Raw genomic sequence first — 17086 nt, forward strand, 5'->3', positions numbered from 1 at the left:
CAAGCTTTTCCTGAGAAGAAGCTGAAGACATTTCGCGTACCAGCGAGTAGCACTAGACAGTGCGTCTAGACTTCGACTGTTCGTCCAGACACGGAGGTGGCGGTGGAGTACTGGTACACCGACGAGCGCTCGGGGCAGCGGTACCCCGGTGATCCCCGGCGCTGGCGCGGCGACGACGGCACTCCGCTGACCGTCGCACCGCTGCCGGGCCTGCGCCCGGACGACGTCGACACCGGCGTCCGGTCCCTGTGGCGCTACCGGGCCGCGCTGCCCGGCGACCTCCGCCCGGTGTCGCTCGGCGAAGGCTGCACCCCGCTCGTCCCCCGCGCCTGGGACGGCACCGACGTCCGGTTCAAGCTCGAATGGTTCAGCCCGACCGGCAGCTTCAAGGACCGCGGTTCCAGCGTCATGGTCTCCGCGCTGGCCGGCGCCGGGGTGCGCGAACTGCTGGAGGACAGCTCGGGCAACGGCGGCTCGTCGGTCGCGGCCTACAGCGCCGCGGCCGGCATCGCGGCGACCGTCCTGGCCCCCGAGGGGACATCGCCGGCGAAGGTGCTGCAGACCCGCGCGTACGGCGCGGCCGTCGAACTGGTGCCGGGCACCCGCGACGACACCGCCGCGGAGGCCGTCCGCCGTTCGGCGCACACGACCTACGCCAGCCACAACTGGCACCCGTTCTTCCTGCAGGGCACCAAGACGCTGGCCTACGAGCTGTGGGAGGACCTCGGGTTCCGCGCGCCGGACGCCGTCGTCACGGTGGCCGGGGCGGGCAGCATCGTGCTGGGCTGCGACCTCGGGTTCGGGGAGCTGCTGGCCGCGGGGTCGATCGGGCGGCGGCCGCGCCTGCTCGTCGCCCAGCCGCGCAACTGCTCCCCGATCGACGCGGCCTGCCACGACCGGCAGCCGCCGCCGTTCGCCCCGACCGTCGCCGAGGGAACGGCGATCCGCCATCCGGTGCGGCTGCCCGAGGTGCTCGCGGCGATCCGGCGCTCGGGCGGCGACACGGCGGCGATCGAGGAGGACGCCATCGCCGCGGCCGCCCGCCGCCTGGCGTCCCTCGGCCTCTACGCGGAGCCGACCAGCGCCACGGCCGCCGCGGCCATCGACGTGTTCCGCGCGCGGGGCGCCATCCGGCCCGGCGAAACGACGGTCGTCGTGCTGACCGGCTCCGGCCTGAAGGCGCCGGACACGCTGCGGGAGCTGATCGGATGACCGAGGACGAGCTGCTGCTGCGCGAGGCGGAGAAGATCGCCCACGCGATCGGCCGGATGTTCCCGGGCCTGTGCGAGGTGGTGCTGCACGACCTGCGCGACCCGGCCCACGCGGTGCGCGCGATCGAAGGCGGCCTGTCGGGCCGGGCGGTCGGCGACCCGGCCACCGAGCTGGGCCTGGCGAGGATCGCGGACCCGGACTTCCCGGACGTGCTGCAGAACTACCCGAACCGCTTCCCGGACGGCCGCCCGGCGAAGAGCACCTCGATCGGCCTCCGCAATTCGGCGGGCGAGTACGTCGCGGCCCTGTGCCTCAACCTCGACGTGTCCTTGCTCGGCCCGGCGGCCCGGGCGCTGACCAGGCTGGCCCGCACCGACGAGCCGGCACCGCTGGCGGAGTCCCTGCGCGCCCGGACGGCCGACGAGCTGCGCGCACTGGTCGAGGACTACGCGACCGAGCGCGGTCACACCCCGCGCAGCCTGCCGCCGTCCGGGAAGAAGGACCTGGTGCGGACGTTGAAGGCGCGCGGGTTCCTGGAGGTGAAGAACGCGGTGCCCGCGGTGACCGACCTGCTCGGGATCTCGCGCGCCAGCGTCTACAACTACCTGCGCTGAGCCGGATACCGGGGCGGGTCACCCGGTCGGTGACCCGCTGTGACGACGCTGGCGTACAGTGACACCTGCCACAGACGTGAGGGGGCTCATGCAGGGGGACAGTCGTGCGCGCACGGTCGAGTTCTGGCGTGCGGTCGAGACGCTCAGCCCGGCCACCGTCCCCAAGATCGACCGGCGCGGCGGCCCCGGAGCCGACCAGCTCGTGTTCGACCTCGACCCGCGGGAGCAGACCCCGTGGTCGGAAAATCACCCGCTCAGGGCTCGCCCGCTGCCGACGGCGCTGGCTTGGCAGTTCACCGTTTACGGTGGTCTGTACGAGCTGACGGCGATCCGGGACACGCTGGCCCGGGCGTTCGGCGACGACACCACGCCTGCGGATGGACGCAGTTCGGGCCAGGCGGCGCTGTTCGCGTTCACGGTGGACGCCGACGGCTTCCTGGTCGAGGGCTCGGGCATCCTCTCCGCGTGCGCGTGGGCCCTGGGCCGGCTGAGCCGCGAGGGCCCGGACGCCGACTGGCTCGACGGATTCGAAGCCGAAGAGCGCGGGTTCGCTGACGGTTTGGACCGGCTCGCACCGCCTTCCCGCGAACCCCGAAGCGGTTCCACGGCGGGCAAGGCGATGCATGCGCTTGGCGAACACGCGAAGGAAGCTGCGCGCGAAGCAGCCGGAGCGGGGGCCAAGGCGACGGGTGCGGCAGTCACCACGGCCGCGGCCACCGCGGTCACCTCGGTGGCCGGCCCGGTTGTCGGAGGCATCGCCGGGGCGGTGGCCGGCACCTTCGCTGCGAAGCTGCTGACCCCGAAGAAGAGGGCGGGAGAACCGGCGGCCGAGCCCGGCCCCGGTGCCCGCCCGCGGTTCGACCTCACCGCGGACGCGGTGCACGAGTTCACCGCGGAACTGGCCTCAGCACTGGGCGTCGACGGCGCGCTCGATCCACGGGGCATCCGCGTGCAGTGCACGAAGGTGCGGGTCAGGGACGCCGCCGACGCGCGCGACAGCACGTTCCTGAACAGCTTTTACGTGCCCGACCTCGCGAAGATCGCCAAGGCCGTGCGAACCGGCGACCTCGGTACCGGGCTTCGCGGCTTCCTCGCCGACTCCGGCTCGGTGCCGGTCCACGCCCGGGTCGACGTCCGCACCACACCCGGCGCCGTGCTCGAGGCGGTCGCGCCCGCCCGGCTGCCGCTCGGGCGCTGGCCCGGCGACCCGGCTCGGCCACTGGTGCTGAGCCAGCAGTTCGCGGTCGACCGAATCCTGGCCGAGTTCGATTCGGGCGGCGGTCTGTTCGCCGTCAACGGCCCGCCGGGCACCGGCAAGACCACCTTGCTCCGCGACGTGATCGCCGCCGTGCTGGTCCAGCGGGCCGAATCGCTCGCCGGGCTGGCCACGCCGGCCGACGCGTTCTCCGGCGAGCTCGAGCGGGTCAAGATCACCGAACGGTTCTCGGCGTCCGTCCGACGCGTCTCGCCGGCCGTGACCGGCGCGGAGATCCTCGTGGCCACCTCCGGGAACAAGGCGGCCGCGAACGTGACCGCGGAGATACCCGGCATCGATGCGATCGGCGGCGCCGAAGAGGCCGCGGTCGCGGTCGACTACTTCCGCGACCTGGCTTCCCACGTGCTCGGCAAGCCGGCCTGGGGCCTGCTCGCCGCCACACTGGGCAACCGGAAGAACTGCGGCCAGTTCGCCAAACGGTTCTGGTGGGGCCGGGAAACGGTGCAGACCGACGACTCCGCCGCACAGCCGGACATCCCGGGTCTGCAACGGATCCTGCGCGCGGCCCGGGATCAGCCCGGCGCGGTCGACGACTGGGCGACGGCGGTCCGGCGTTTCCGCGACGCCGAGGCAACGTGCACCCGGTTGGCCGCCGAACGCGAGCAGGTCGCGCGGGCCTTGAAGGATCGTCCCGGGCTGGAGGCCTGCCTGCGCGAAGCCGAAGGAGCTTTCACGCAGCTGCAGCATCAGCATGCGGACTGGGGCCGGCGGGTCGCGGAATCGCAGCGCGGGCACGCAGCCGCCGCGGCCGTGCTCCACCACGCGACGGCGGTCCACCGGGATCATCGCGCGGACAAACCCGGATTCTGGGTTTCGGTCTCGACGCTGTTCCGGGCAGGACGCGCGTGGCACGCCGAGCACGATCGGCTCCGCCGCCGGCGTGACGACGCGGCGCGGGTGCTGGACCAGTGGGCGGCCGCACTTCGCCGCCTGGCCGAGGAAGGCTCCGCCCTCGACGCCCGGCTCCGCAACGCCGGCGGCCGGCTCGACTCGGCCCGGTTCGAGCTGGACAAGGTCGTCTCCTTCATCGCCACCGCGCACCGCCGTTGGCCGGGCCACGTCCCCGATCCCGCGGCGTTCGCCGGGGACGACGCCTTCCAGCTGTGCGCGCCCTGGGCCGACTCCGAGTTCACCACCGCCCGCAACCGGGTCACGCTCGAAGCCCTCCGCCTGCACAAGGCCTTCGTGCTCGGCGCGGGTGCGCCGATGCGCGACAACCTCACCGCGGCCGAAGCGGTGCTCAGCGGCAACCCGACCCTCCGGGATGACACGCTGCTGGCGGTCTGGCAGACGCTTTTCCTGGTTGTCCCGGTCATCTCGACGACGTTCGCCTCCCTTCCGCGGCTTTTCGGCCGGCTCGGTCCCGAAGCGCTCGGGTGGCTGTTCGTCGACGAAGCCGGCCAAGCCACGCCCCAGCAGACGGCCGGAGGCATCTGGCGGGCCCGGCGGACCGTGCTCGTCGGTGATCCGCAGCAGCTGGAACCGATCGTGACGCTGCCGACGACCGCCCAGACCGCCCTGCTCACGCGATACCGCGTCGCCGATGAATGGCTGCCGGACGCGACCTCGGCGCAGCGGGTGGCGGACCGCCTCAACCGGTTCGGCACCGCCTTGCCCGATCCGGTGGGTGACGGGGCGACCTGGGTGGGTGCACCCCTTCGCGTGCACCGCCGGTGTGATCGGCTGATGTTCGAGGTCTCGAACCGGATCGCTTACGGCGGGGAGCTCATGGTCTACGGCACCGGCGAGCGCCCGCCGTTCCCGGGCCGTGACGAGTGGATCGACGTCCCGGCGACCCACTCCGAGAAGCATTGGGTCCCTGCCGAAGGGGCCGAGCTCGGACGGCTGCTCGACGAGCTCGTCGCCCTCGACGTCGACCCGGGCGCAATCCGGGTGATCAGCCCGTTCCGGGACGTGGTCCGCGGCGCCCAGCGCGTCGTGCGGCAGCGAGCCGGCGCGATCGAGGTAGGCACGGTCCACACCGTGCAGGGCCAGGAAGCCGACGTGGTCGTGATCGTGCTCGGCAGCGATCCGGCCAAGGAGGGTGCGCGCCGGTGGGCCGCGGCCAAGCCCAACCTGCTCAACGTGGCGGTCTCGCGGGCGAAGCGCCGGCTCTACGTGATCGGCGACCGGCGCCGCTGGCAGGACCAGCGCTACTTCGACACCCTGGCTGCGGCCCTGCCCGTCCGGACCGAATCCGGCTGAGTCAGAAGATCGACCAGCCGGTCAGCGTCGTGAAGCGGTCGAGCGCCGCCACCCCCGCGACCGAGTTGCCGCGCGCGTCCAGCCCCGGGCTCCACACGCAGACGGCACACCGGCCCGGCACGATCGCCACGATGCCCCCGCCCACGCCGCTCTTGCCCGGCAACCCGACCCGGTACGCGAACTCGCCCGCCGCGTCGTACGTTCCGCAGGTCAGCATCACCGCGTTGATCCGCTTCGCCGCGCTCAGGCCCAGCAGGCGCGAGCCGTCGTTGCGGAGGCCGTGGCGGGCCAGGAACAACGCCGAGCGGGCCACGTCCGCGCAGCTCATCGCGATCGAACACTGCCTGACGTACTGGTCCAGCACCGACGGCACCGGGTGGCGCATGTTGCCGTAGGACGCCATGAAGTAGGCCAGTGCGCGGTTGCGGTCGGCGTGCGCCGCCTCCGAGGCCGCCACCTCCGGTTCCACCGCGATCTCCTGGCGGCCGCTCTCCTGCCGCACGAAGGCCAGCAGCGCCTCGGCCGCGTCGCCGTGGCGGGCGAGCTCGTCGGTGACCACCAGCGCGCCCGCGTTGATGAACGGGTTCCGCGGGATGCCGTCCTCGTGTTCCAGCTGCACCAGCGAATTGAACGGGTCACCCGACGGTTCGCGGCCGACGCGCGCCCACACGCCGTCGCCGCGGGCGAGCGCCAGCGCGAGGGTGAACACTTTGGACATGCTCTGCACCGAGAACGGGTGCTGCCAGTCGCCGACGCCGTGCAGCGCACCGTCCACTTCGGCCACCGCCATGCCGAACCGGCCCGGTTCCACCCTGGCCAGCGCGGGAATGTAGCCGGCGACGGCGCCGCGGCCGATCTCCGGCGCGACGTCGTCGGCTATCCGGTCCAGCAGCGCCGCGAGATCCACGGGCCGTAGCGTAGAAGGCCGCCCGGACCGGTCGGCGCGCACCCCCGGCCGTGATTTCCCGCACACCTTAAGTCTTCCTTAGCCTGCTTGGTGACCCGCCGCACATCGCTCTAGCGTCTGGCAACCATGGATTCCTCGCTGCTCACCGAAAAAGGTGAAAGCTATTCGAAAGCACTGGGCAACCGCCAGGTGCAGATGATCGCCATCGGCGGCGCGATCGGCGTCGGGCTGTTCCTCGGCGCCGGCGGCAAGCTCCACCAGGTCGGCCCGTCGCTGGTCTTCTCCTACGCGATCTGCGGAATCGCCGCCTACTTCGTGATGCGCGCGCTCGGCGAGCTCGTCCTGCACGAGCCCAGCTCCGGCAGCTTCGTCACCTACGCGCGGAAGTTCATCGGCCCGTGGGCCGGGTTCGCCTCCGGCTGGATGTACTGGGTGAACTGGGCGATGACCGGGATCGCCGAGATCACCGCGGTCGCCATCTACGTCCACAAGTGGCTGCCGGACGTGCCGCAGTGGGTCACCGCGCTGATCGCGCTGGGTGTGCTGCTGGCGGTGAACCTGCTGTCGGTCAAGGTGTTCGGCGAGCTGGAGTTCTGGTTCTCGGTGGTCAAGGTGCTGGCCATCGTCGTGTTCCTGGTCGTCGGCGCCGGCCTGGTGCTGACGAGCGCGGACATCGGCGGCAGCTCCGCCGGCGCGCACAACCTGACCGGGCACAGTGGACTGTTCCCGGCCGGCATCGGCGTCGCGCTGATGACGCTGCAGGCGGTCATCTTCGCCTACTCGGCCATCGAGGTGGTCGGCATCGCGGCGGGCGAGACGAAGGACGCCCGCAAGGTGCTGCCGAAGGCGATCAACGGCGTGGTCTGGCGGATCGGCGTGTTCTACGTCGGTTCGGTGCTGCTGCTGGCGATGCTGCTGCCGTGGCCGTTCTACAGCGGCGACGAGAGCCCGTTCGTCACCGTGTTCAGCAGGCTCGGCATCCCGGGCATCGGCGACGTGATGAACGCCGTGGTCCTGACCGCGGCGCTGTCCAGCGTCAACTCCGGCCTCTACTCCACCGGCCGCATCCTGCGCTCGCTGGCCGAGCAGGGCGAGGCGCCGTCGTTCGTCAGCCGGATGAGCCGCCGGCACGTGCCCTACGGCGGCATCCTGTTCACGTCGGTGGCCTACGTGCTCGGCGTGGTGCTGAACTACCTGGTGCCGAAGGAGGCGTTCGACATCGCCATCGCGATCGCGTCGCTCGGCGTGATCACCACCTGGGCGACGCTGATCTTCTGCCAGCTGCGGCTGCGGCAGGCCGCCCTGCGCGGCGAGCTGGAGCGGCCGTCGTACCGGATGCCGTGGGCGCCCTACAGCGGCTGGGCGACCCTGGTGTTCCTGGCCCTGGTGGTGGTGCTGATGGGCTTCTCGGACGGCGCCGAGAAGATCGCGTTCTCCTCGATCCCGGTCCTCGCGGTGATCCTGGCGGTGGGCTGGCGCTTCGTGGCGAAACGCCGCGAACGCACCCCGGCCGGCTAGCGCCCCGGCCGCGGGCGGGCATACTCGACGCGTGTCTTCGAGCAGCACGGAACCCCGGCGGGTGACGATCCACGACGTCGCCCGCTCGGCCGGGGTTTCGCGGCAGACGGTGTCGCGGGCGCTGAACGACAAGGCCGAGATCGACGGCTCGACCAAGCAGCGCGTCCTCGACGCCGCCCGCGAGCTGGGCTACCGGCCCAGCCGCTTCGCCCGCGGCCTGGTCCGGCCCGAGACCACCACCATCGGGCTCGTCGTGCCGGACCTGCTCAACCCGTTCTTCACCGAGGTCGCCTCCGGGGCGCTGGCGGCGGCCCGGACCCGCGGCTGGCACGTCGTCGTCTACGACACCACCGACGACCCCGAGCAGGAGCTGGCCACCCTGCGGGTGATCGGCGCCCAGGTCGACGCGGTCGCCGGGTACTTCGGCCGGTCCGACGAGGACCTCGACCGCCTCACCGCCGGCATCCCGGTCGTGCTGATCGGCCGGGAGCCGCGCACCCCGCGGTTCAGCGGCATCGGGATCGACGGCGAGGACGGCGTCCGCGAGGCCGTCGCCCACCTCGTCGCGCGCGGGCACCGGCGGATCGGGATGCTCGACGGCCGGCCCACCCCGAGCGTCCGGCGGCAGTGGTTCCTGCGGGCCGCCGCCGAGTGCGGGATCTCCGTGCACCCCGGCTGGATCGCCGGCGGCGCGCAGAGCGTCGACGGCGGCGGCGCGGCGCTGGCCACGCTGCTCGCCGCCCACCCCGACGTCACCGCCCTGTTCGCGTTCAACGACGTGATGGCGATCGGCGCCCTGCGCGAGGCCCGCCGGTTCGGCCTGCGCCTGCCCGCCGACCTCGCCGTGATCGGGTTCGACGGGCTCGCGCTCGGCACCCTGGTCGAGCCGGAGCTCTCCAGCGTCGCCGTCGACACCCGCGCGGTCGGCGCGCTGGCCGTCGAGCAGGCGGCCCGGCTCGTGACCGGTGCCGAGCCGCTCGAACCCGGCGAGCTGGTCGTCCGCGCTCGCCTCCACCTGCGCGAATCCGCCTGACTGCTTGACACCCCGTCCTCCCGCCGCGCACACTGCCGAGGGGCCGTGAACGTTCACGGGAACGTTCACGGCCGCCGTGGAAAGGACCTCATGCCGTACCTCGAAGACCCCGGTCCCGGCCGGGGATCCGTCCCCGCGCGCGCGGCCTTCACCTCCGACGCGCCGGCCCTGTCGCTGAACGGCACGTGGCGGTTCCGGCTTTCGCCCGGCCTCGCGGCCGCGCCGGCGGGGATCGAGGGCGACGACTTCGACGACTCGGCCTGGGACGAGCTGCCGGTGCCGTCGCTGTGGCAGCTGCACGGCCACGGCCGGCCCGCCTACACGAACGTGCGCTACCCCTTCCCGGTCGACCCGCCGCACGTGCCGTCGGACAACCCGACCGGGGACCACCGGCTACGGTTCGACCTGCCCGCGGACTGGCCCGCCGGGTCCGCGCTGCTGCGCTTCGACGGGATCGACTCGTGCGGCCGGATCTGGCTCAACGGCACCGAACTCGGCGTCACGCGGGGCAGCCGGCTGCCGGCGGAGTTCGAGGTCGGGCCGCTGCTGCGGCCGCACGGCAACGTCCTCGCGGTGCGCGTGCACCAGTGGTCGGCCGGCAGTTACCTCGAGGACCAGGACATGTGGTGGCTGTCCGGGATCTTCCGCGGCGTCACCCTGCTCGCCCGCCCGGACGGCGGCATCGGCGACTACTGGGTCCGCGCGGACTACGACCACACGACCGGCCTCGGCACGGTCCAGGTCGAGACCGGCCCGGATGTCGTGCTGGACATCCCCGAGCTCGAAATCGCCGGGCACCCGGCCGGGGAGCCGCTCGCGCTGCCGGTCGAGCCGTGGACCGCGGAGACTCCCAGGTTGTACGACGGGATACTGTCGACCGTAGCCGAGCGGGTGCCGGTGCGGATCGGGTTCCGGACGGTGTCCATCGAGGACGGGCAGCTCAAGGTCAACGGCCGCCGGCTGCTGCTGCGCGGGGTGAACCGCCACGAGCACGACCCGCGCACCGGGCGCGTGGTGTCGCCGGAGACCGCGCTGGCCGACGTGCTGCTGATGAAGCGGCACAACGTCAACGCCGTCCGGACCAGCCACTACCCGCCGGATCCGGCGTTCCTCGAGCTGTGCGACACCCACGGCCTGTGGGTGATCGACGAGTGCGACCTCGAGACGCACGGGTTCGAGCCGCTGGGCTGGGCGGGCAACCCCAGCAGCGACCCGATCTGGGCGGATGCCTACCTCGACCGGATGCGGCGCACGGTCGAGCGGGACAAGAACCGGCCCAGCGTGATCCTCTGGTCCCTGGGCAACGAAAGCCACACCGGCGAAAATCTGGCGCGGATGGCCGATTGGGTGCGCCACCGCGACCCGACGCGGCCGATCCACTACGAGGGCGATCACGAATGCGCCTACGTGGACGTCCACAGCCGGATGTACGCCACGCACGAGGAGGTCGAGCGGATCGGCCGCCGCGAGGACGACAACGCGCGACGGCGGGATCTGCCGTTCGTGCTGTGCGAGTACGGGCACGCGATGGGCAACGGACCCGGCGGCCTGCTGGAGTACCGCGAGCTGTTCGAGCGGTACCCGAACTGCCAGGGCGGGTTCGTCTGGGAGTGGATCGACCACGGCCTGGCCGCCGACGAGCACTTCGCCTACGGCGGGGACTTCGGCGAGCCGATCCACGACGGCAACTTCGTCATCGACGGCCTGCTCTTCCCCGACCGGACGCCGTCGCCGTCGCTGGCCGAGTTCGCGAAGATCATCGAGCCGGTGCGGATCTCGGCCGGCGCGTCCGGGATCGTGGTGCGCAACCACCACGACTTCGTGACCACCGCGCACCTCACGTTCACCTGGACGCTGGAGGACGAGGGAATCACGGTGGCGCAAGGGGTTCTCGACGTGCCGTCCGTCCCTTCCGGACAGAGCGTGTCGGTGCCGCTGCCCGTGCTGCCCGCGACGGGCGGCGAGTCGTGGCTGACCGTGTCGGCGGCGCTGGCCTCGGCGACGGCGTGGGCCCCGGCCGGGCACGTCGTCGGCTGGGGCCAGCTGCCGGTGTCGGCGGCGCCCGCCGCGGCGCCGCTGCCGCCGCGCGGGCCGGTGTTCCGCACCGGCGGCCGGCTGGTGCTGGGCGCCGGTGCGTTCGACCCGGCGACCGGTGTCCTGACCTCGCTCGGCGAGCACGCGGTGCACGGGCCGCGGCTGGACGTCTGGCGCGCGACGACCGACAACGACCGGGGCACGTTCGCCGGGCGGCCGGACGCCGACCAGTGGCGTGAGGCGGGCCTGCACCGGATGCAGCACCGGGTGATCGCGGTCGACGCCGACGGCGAGGAACTGGTGGTGCGCACCCGGGTGGCGCCGCCGGCGCTGCCGTCCGGCCTGCTGGCCGACTACACGTGGACGGCGTTCGACGACCGCCTGCGGCTGCGGGTGGCGGTGACCCCGGACGGCGAGTTCCCCGGCACGCTCCCCCGGCTCGGGCTGACGATGGCGGTCCCGGGCGCGTTCGGCGCGGCCGAGTGGTTCGGCGGCGGCCCGGGCGAGGCGTACCCGGACAGCCGCCAGGCGGCCCGGATCGGCCGGTTTTCCCGCAGCGTCGACGGTCTGCAGACGCCGTACGTGTTCCCGCAGGAGAACGGCAACCGGACGGCGGTCCGCTGGGCCCGCCTGACGGCCCCGGACGGCCACGGCATCCAGGTCGACGGCGACCCGGTCTTCGACTTCACGGCCCGCCGCTGGACGGCGGCGGAGCTGGAGGCGGCGCGGCACACGGACGATCTGGTGCCGGGTGAGCTGGTGCACCTGACGCTGGATGTGGCACAGCACGGGCTCGGGTCGGCTTCGTGCGGGCCCGGGGTGCTGCCGCGGTACCGGCTGGTGCCGCAGAAGACGGAGTTCACGCTGTGGTTCCGGGCGGTGCGGTCCCGGTGATCCGCGCCGCCCGGGTCAGGTCAGGTCAGGTCAGCGCGGCCGGGCCCGGGAACAGCCCCGCCGCCCGCACCCCGATGACCCGCGCCGCCCGGGTCAGATCGGCGTAGCCGGATCCGGCGCCCCCGGGAACGGCCCCGCCGTCCGCTCCCCGGGCGGCACCGGGTCCGGTTCGTACAGGTCGTAGCCCGCACCGCGCAGCGCGCCGATCGCCTCGTCGCGGCCGGTGATTCCCGGCCACCACGTCACCAGCTCCCAAGCGCCGTACTGGTACGTCGTCTCCCCGCCGCCGTAGCGGGAGCCGCCGTAACGCCGGACCAGCACCCCGTCGGGCAGCAGGAGGAGCTGGCCCGTCACCCAGCTGTCGGCCGTGTCCGCGGCGAAGCCCCAGTGCGCGACCGGCTCGATCGGCTCCAGTGCCGTGACCCGCCACTCGGTCAGGTCCGGCTTCTTCTTCCGTCTCCCCCAGAACCCCATGCTGCCAACCTAGCAAGGAAACCCGGCTCAGCCGCGCAGCATCGGCGGGTACAGCAGGTCCGCCTCGCCCCGCCGGTAGAGCTGGGCCGGGCGGCCGCCGTCGCGGGTGGTCGTCCGGCCCGTCGGCTCCAGCAGGCCGTCCGCGCCCGTCACCTTGCGGTGGAAGTTGCGCGGGTCGAGGCGGGTGTCCCAGACCACCTCGTACACCCGGCGCAGCTCCGCGACCGTGAACTCCGGCGGGCAGAACGCCGTGGCCAAGGGCGAGTACTCCAGCTTCGCGCGGGCGCGCTCGAGGCCGTCGGCGAGGATGCGGTCGTGGTCGAACGCCAGGTGCTCGGCCCGCAACGTCCGCACCGGCGCCCAGCGGGCCTCCGCCGCGTCCGTGCCCGCGCGCGGCACCGGCAGGTCCGGGGCCAGCGCCAGGTACGCCACCGTCACCACCCGCATGCGCGGGTCGCGGTCCGGGGCGCCGTAGCCGGCGAGCTGTTCGATGTGGACCGACCCCGGCGCCAGTCCCGTCTCCTCCGCCAGTTCCCGGCGCGCCGCGTCCGCCAGGTCCTCGTCCTCCCGGACGAACCCGCCGGGCAGCGCCCACTCCCCCCGGTACGGCTCGACGCCGCGGCGCACCACCAGCGCGCACAGCTCCTCCCCGGTCAGGGTGAGCACGACGAGGTCGACGGTGACGGCGAACGGCGGGTGACCCATGCCACCACTCTAATCGTCAGCTTGACGATTAGCGAGTCCACCGCATATCGTCACCTCGACGATAAGAGGAGGACTCCATGGCCGACATCGACCGCCGCTTCGGGTTCCGGCACCTGCGCGGCGCCCCGACCGTCCACATCCGCCACTACCGCCGCGGCAAGCTCGCGCACGACGGCGTCGGGCTGTCCTTCTGGTACCGGCCGCTGACCGCGGTCGTGTCGGAGGTCCCGGTGGACGACCGCGAGCTGCCGCTGCTGTTCCATGCCCGCACGGCCGACTTCCAGGACGTCACCGTCCAGCTGGCCCTGACCTTCCGGATCGAGGACCCGGCACTGGCCGCCCAGCGCATCGACTTCTCCATCGACCCGGACACCGGGCGCTGGAGAAGCGACCCCCTGGCCCAGATCAGCGGGCTGCTCACCGAAAACGTCCAGCAGTACGCGGTCGAGGTGCTGACCCGCACCCCGCTGGCGACCGCGCTCGTCGACGGCGTCCGCGCGGTCCGCGACCGGATCCGCGCCGGGCTGGCCGAAGAGGACACCCGGCTCGCGCAGACCGGCTCGGCGGTGATCGACGTCCGGGTCGTGGCGATCCGGGCCGAGCCGGAGGTCGAGAAGGCACTGCAAACGACCGCGCGCGAGAAGGTGCAGCAGGAAGCCGACCGCGCGACCTTCGAGCGGCGGGCGCTCGCCGTCGAACGCGAACGCGCGATCAGCGAGAACGAGCTGCAGAACCAGATCGAGCTGGCCCGCCGCGAGGAGCAGCTGCTCACCCAGCGCGGCGCGAACGCCCGCCGCCAGGCCGAGGAAGCCGCGGCGGCGAACCGGATCGAGACCGAAGCGCAGGCGTCGCGGAAGGAGCGGCTGACGCAGGTGGAGGCGGACGGCAAGCGCGCCCTCGGCGAGGCGGAGGCGGCGGGCGAGGCCGCGCGCCTGGCGGCGTACCGCGATCTGCCCGAGGGCGTGCTGACCGGGCTGGCCCTGAAGGAACTGGCGGGGAACCTGCCGCAGATCGACAGCTTGGTGCTGACCCCGGACCTGCTCACGCCGCTGCTGACGAAGCTCGGTGTCCGCTCGTGAGCCTGGCCCCGCGGGTCGTCCTCGTGCACCGCCGCACCGAGCTGGACGAGCTGGTCGCCCGCCACGGCACGCGCGGCCAAGCCGAGTTCTTCCTGCGCACCCGGGGCCGTGACCTCGCCGAGGTGACCGCCGCCGACGCGGCCGTGCGCGCCGCTCTCGCCGCGGCCAGTGCCGCCATCCCGCTCGACTGGCGGCGCGGCGAGGTCGAACGGGCGGACCTCGACCGGTTCCTCTTCACCCCGGAGGACGTAGTCGTCGTGGTCGGGCAGGACGGCCTGGTCGCCAACGTCGCCAAGTACCTCGACGGCCAGCCGGTCGTTGGGATCGCGCCCGGCGAGCCCGGCGTGCTCGTCAGGCACCCGGCGCACGCCGTCGCCGATCTCGTGCGGTCCACCGGTGCCGTCGAGCACCGGACGATGGCCGAACTCACCGCCGACGACGGCCAGCGGCTGCTCGCGTTGAACGAGATCTACCTCGGGCACGCCGGGCACCAGACCGCGCGCTACCGGCTGCGGGCCGGCGGGACGGCCGAACGCCAGGCGTCCTCGGGCCTCCTCGTCGGCACCGGCACCGGGGCCACCGGCTGGTGCGGTTCGGTCTGGCGGGAACGCCGCAGCGCGCTGCGGCTGCCCGCGCCCGGCGAGGCACGGCTGGTCTGGTTCGTCCGGGAGGCGTGGCCGTCACCGACGACGGGAACCGGCTGCACCGAAGGAGAACTGACGGCGTCGCCGCTGACCGTCGAGGTCGAATCCGACCGGCTGGTCGCGTTCGGCGACGGCCTCGAATCCGACAGCGTCGCCCTCACCCGCGGCCAGACGGCGACCTTCGCCCCGGCGGCGAAGACCGTCCGCCTGGTGCGGTGACCGCGCCGGCCCGGCACACCGAGGGGTGCCGGGCCGGTGGGATCAGGTGCCGTAGCGGGTCTTGACGATCGACGGCGTGTCGAGGTTGCGGCCCGCGTCGATGCTCTGCGCCAGCCGCAGGTACTGACCCTCGGCCCACATCAGCGGGCCCGCGCTGCCGGTGGGCCTGCCGAGGCCGAAGCAGCCGACGTCGGCGCGGTCCCAGACCTGCTCCGGCACGAAGTACCCGTCGTTGACCGAGTCCGCCATCGACTTGAGGTACACCGCCGCCGAGCGGCCGTTGGCCAGTTCGTACTCGCCGCGCTCCCCCGACAGCACCGGCCACAGCCGCCCGAACCGCTGCGAGCCGTTCGCCGGCCAGCCGCTGCAGTTCGCCGTGCTCTCGCCGTAGTTGTCGTGCGGGTAGCGGTGGAAGTAGACGTCGCCGTTCGGCAGCGTCACCTGCACCGCCGAGTTGCCGTCCGACGCCGCGGCCGTCGGCGCCACCGAGTTCGCGATCGTCGTGTCGCCGGCCGGCCGGATCCCGAGCCGCACCAGGTCGAGGAAGCCGAAGTCGGTGACGTCGTGCTCGTAGAAGCAGCCTTCGTCGAAGCAGATCGTCGCGCCGTCGTTGGGGTTGCCGGCCCGGTCGAGGCGTTCGTAGTAGGTGTGCCCGCCCCAGTAGCCGGACGTCGTCACGGTCCAGCCGGCCAGGGAGTTGCGCCAGGAGTCCGCTGTGGACTCCCACGCCGACGCGCTCGCCGTGTCGCCGTTCGCCCGCGCGATGGCACCCGCGGCGACGAGCCCGGCGATCTCGGCGGCCACCGAGGACGGCGACTTGCCGTACTGCTCCTCCCACCGCTCGGTGGTGTCCGGGCCGGCCGAGACGATGTGCCCGGCCGTCGTCTTGACCTTGGCGTACGTCGAGGCGTCGGTGAGGCCGGTCAGCCAGGCCAGCAGGATCGCGTCGGCGTCCTGGTCGAGCTGTTCGCAGCAGCCGAGCTGCTGGGCGCTCGCGCCCGCCACGCCGGAAACCGGGCTGTAGCGCGGGAACGAGCCCGCCGGGTACGTCGTGCCGTCACCGGCCGTGGGGCTGCCGATCCACTGGGAGTTCCAGAGGAATTGGGCCATCCGCTTGGCCTGCGCGCTGTCGCCGGCGGCCAGCAGGCCGGTCGCCTGCTGGTACAGGTCACGGCCCCAGACGCGGTGGTAGCCGTCGTTGAGGTGGTCACCGTTCGTGAAGTCGCCCCACGGGGTCGCCAGCCCGGCGACGCTCGCGCCCGGGTGCTGCTTGTCTTCGGCGGTCTTCAGCGCCATCGCCGCGACGTAGTAGGCGCGACGCCGTTGCGTGTCACCGGAAACGCTCGCCGGCGCGGCCTTCAAGCCGGTCACGTACGAGTTCCAGCCGCTGCGGTAGGACGCCGAAACGGCCGGGAAACCGCTGGTCAGGGACGCGCTCGCGGCCGAGGAAGCGGCGGCCGCGGTGCCGCCGTAGCCGAGGGCGACGGTGAACGTCGTGTCGGTGCCCACCGGAATCTGTCCACATTGGACGACGTTGCCGGTGCCGGAGATGGCGTCGAACTGGTTGTTCAGGGTCTTGTCGGCGCGCAGGTCGACCAGGCAGTCGCTGGCCGCGCCGGTGTAGCCGTTGTCGTGCGCGGTGAAGCCGGTCGAGACGCGCAGCGCGGAGACGACCGTGGTGGCCGTGCCGCCGAACAGCGTCTCGGTCCCGCTCGCCATCAGCGCGCCCGAGGAGTCCCACCAGGCGTTGTCGTTCGAGCCGCCGCCGGCCATCGACGGGTTGGCCAGCAGGTAGAGCCGGTAGCTGCCGCCGTCGAGCGACTGGAACCGGGTGTTCGTCACCAGGGTCGCGCGGGCCGGGTCGGTGACGTAGTCGGTGGTGATCCGGTACTTCCCGCTCTTGGCCGTGTTGGTGACGGTGTACTGCAGCGCCTTCTCGTCGGGCATGGACACGACGTGGTTGGTGGCGTCGCGTTCGAGGTCGACGAAGCTCGAGCCGTCGGTGATCACGAACTGCATGTCCTGCATGTTCGGGACGTCGGCCCGCGGGTAGAAGACCTCGGAGGTGACGCCGTTGGCGACGGTGAACCACACCGGGCTGCCGGTGGTCGTCGACGTGCCGAGCGCGGACTTGTTGCCGGTCGCCCACGAGGCGCCGCCACCGCAGCAGTCGGTCGCGGTGCCGCTCGCCAGGGCCGTGCCGGGCAGCGCCCCGGCGAGCAGAATTCCGGCTCCGGCGCAGGCCAGGACTGCTTTCCACCTGATCATCGGG

The 17086-nt window shown here is 72.8% G+C and carries 12 protein-coding genes; 8 read left to right on the forward strand and 4 right to left on the reverse strand.

Features of this window, described 5'->3' with window-relative positions; translation table 11 throughout:
* Positions 1-102 precede the first annotated feature (102 nt).
* The 3 genes from OO60_RS03130 to OO60_RS03140 all read left to right on the forward strand — a co-directional run bounded on the left by OO60_RS03130 (position 103) and on the right by OO60_RS03140 (position 5307).
* A complete protein-coding gene (locus OO60_RS03130) occupies positions 103-1212 on the forward strand; it encodes a threonine synthase (protein WP_004559680.1) in 1110 nt (369 codons plus the stop codon).
* Complete coding sequence (locus tag OO60_RS03135) at positions 1209-1826, forward strand: helix-turn-helix transcriptional regulator (protein ID WP_004559681.1); 618 nt, start codon at positions 1209-1211, stop codon at positions 1824-1826. The genes OO60_RS03130 and OO60_RS03135 overlap by 4 nt, the downstream gene beginning before the upstream one ends.
* An 88-nt stretch (positions 1827-1914) precedes the next feature.
* The gene (locus tag OO60_RS03140; protein WP_033260730.1) at positions 1915-5307 is read left to right on the forward strand and encodes a DEAD/DEAH box helicase; all 3393 of its coding nucleotides are present in this window, start codon (positions 1915-1917) and stop codon (positions 5305-5307) included.
* Between the two features lies 1 nt (position 5308).
* On the opposite strand, the gene OO60_RS03145 is transcribed toward OO60_RS03140, so the two are convergent.
* Positions 5309-6214 (reverse strand): glutaminase, encoded by a 906-nt coding sequence (locus OO60_RS03145; protein ID WP_004559683.1) that lies wholly within the window; start codon positions 6212-6214, stop codon positions 5309-5311.
* Between the two features lie 126 nt (positions 6215-6340).
* Between OO60_RS03145 and OO60_RS03150 the strand changes: the two genes are divergently transcribed.
* The 3 genes from OO60_RS03150 (at position 6341) to OO60_RS03160 (ending at position 11693) form a co-directional block, all read left to right on the forward strand.
* On the forward strand, positions 6341-7732 hold the full coding sequence (locus OO60_RS03150) for an amino acid permease (RefSeq protein WP_004559684.1): 1392 nt from the start codon (positions 6341-6343) through the stop codon (positions 7730-7732).
* Positions 7733-7763: 31 nt separating this feature from the next.
* The gene (locus OO60_RS03155; protein ID WP_244885478.1) at positions 7764-8765 is read left to right on the forward strand and encodes a LacI family DNA-binding transcriptional regulator; all 1002 of its coding nucleotides are present in this window, start codon (positions 7764-7766) and stop codon (positions 8763-8765) included.
* Between the two features lie 90 nt (positions 8766-8855).
* On the forward strand, positions 8856-11693 hold the full coding sequence (locus OO60_RS03160) for a glycoside hydrolase family 2 TIM barrel-domain containing protein (RefSeq protein WP_004561777.1): 2838 nt from the start codon (positions 8856-8858) through the stop codon (positions 11691-11693).
* A gap of 93 nt (positions 11694-11786) precedes the next feature.
* On the opposite strand, the gene OO60_RS03165 is transcribed toward OO60_RS03160, so the two are convergent.
* Complete coding sequence (locus tag OO60_RS03165; protein ID WP_004561776.1) at positions 11787-12167, reverse strand: hypothetical protein; 381 nt, start codon at positions 12165-12167, stop codon at positions 11787-11789.
* A 27-nt stretch (positions 12168-12194) separates the two neighbouring features.
* Positions 12195-12872 (reverse strand): NUDIX hydrolase, encoded by a 678-nt coding sequence (locus OO60_RS03170; protein WP_033260732.1) that lies wholly within the window; start codon positions 12870-12872, stop codon positions 12195-12197.
* A 77-nt stretch (positions 12873-12949) separates the two neighbouring features.
* Here OO60_RS03170 and OO60_RS03175 point away from each other — a divergent pair, with 77 nt between their 5' ends.
* Both OO60_RS03175 and OO60_RS03180 read left to right on the forward strand, forming a co-directional pair.
* On the forward strand, positions 12950-13951 hold the full coding sequence (locus OO60_RS03175; protein WP_004561774.1) for an SPFH domain-containing protein: 1002 nt from the start codon (positions 12950-12952) through the stop codon (positions 13949-13951).
* Complete coding sequence (locus OO60_RS03180) at positions 13948-14814, forward strand: NAD(+)/NADH kinase (RefSeq protein ID WP_004561773.1); 867 nt, start codon at positions 13948-13950, stop codon at positions 14812-14814. Before OO60_RS03175 ends, OO60_RS03180 begins: the two co-directional genes overlap by 4 nt.
* A gap of 42 nt (positions 14815-14856) precedes the next feature.
* On the opposite strand, the gene OO60_RS03185 is transcribed toward OO60_RS03180, so the two are convergent.
* Positions 14857-17082, reverse strand: coding sequence for a glycoside hydrolase family 15 protein (locus OO60_RS03185; protein WP_004561772.1), 2226 nt, complete (start codon positions 17080-17082; stop codon positions 14857-14859).
* Positions 17083-17086: the final 4 nt, after the last annotated feature.

Source organism: Amycolatopsis vancoresmycina, from assembly GCF_000716785.1.
Classification (GTDB): Bacteria; Actinomycetota; Actinomycetes; order Mycobacteriales; family Pseudonocardiaceae; genus Amycolatopsis; species Amycolatopsis vancoresmycina.

Coding starts and splice junctions, on each gene's coding strand:
- OO60_RS03135 (WP_004559681.1), top strand. CDS start 1,209: ATGACCGAGGACGAGCTGCTGCTGCGCGAGGCGGAGAAGATCGCCCAC.
- OO60_RS03140 (WP_033260730.1), top strand. CDS start 1,915: ATGCAGGGGGACAGTCGTGCGCGCACGGTCGAGTTCTGGCGTGCGGTC.
- OO60_RS03150 (WP_004559684.1), top strand. CDS start 6,341: ATGGATTCCTCGCTGCTCACCGAAAAAGGTGAAAGCTATTCGAAAGCA.
- OO60_RS03160 (WP_004561777.1), top strand. CDS start 8,856: ATGCCGTACCTCGAAGACCCCGGTCCCGGCCGGGGATCCGTCCCCGCG.
- OO60_RS03165 (WP_004561776.1), bottom strand. CDS start 12,167: ATGGGGTTCTGGGGGAGACGGAAGAAGAAGCCGGACCTGACCGAGTGG.
- OO60_RS03170 (WP_033260732.1), bottom strand. CDS start 12,872: ATGGGTCACCCGCCGTTCGCCGTCACCGTCGACCTCGTCGTGCTCACC.
- OO60_RS03175 (WP_004561774.1), top strand. CDS start 12,950: ATGGCCGACATCGACCGCCGCTTCGGGTTCCGGCACCTGCGCGGCGCC.
- OO60_RS03185 (WP_004561772.1), bottom strand. CDS start 17,082: ATGATCAGGTGGAAAGCAGTCCTGGCCTGCGCCGGAGCCGGAATTCTG.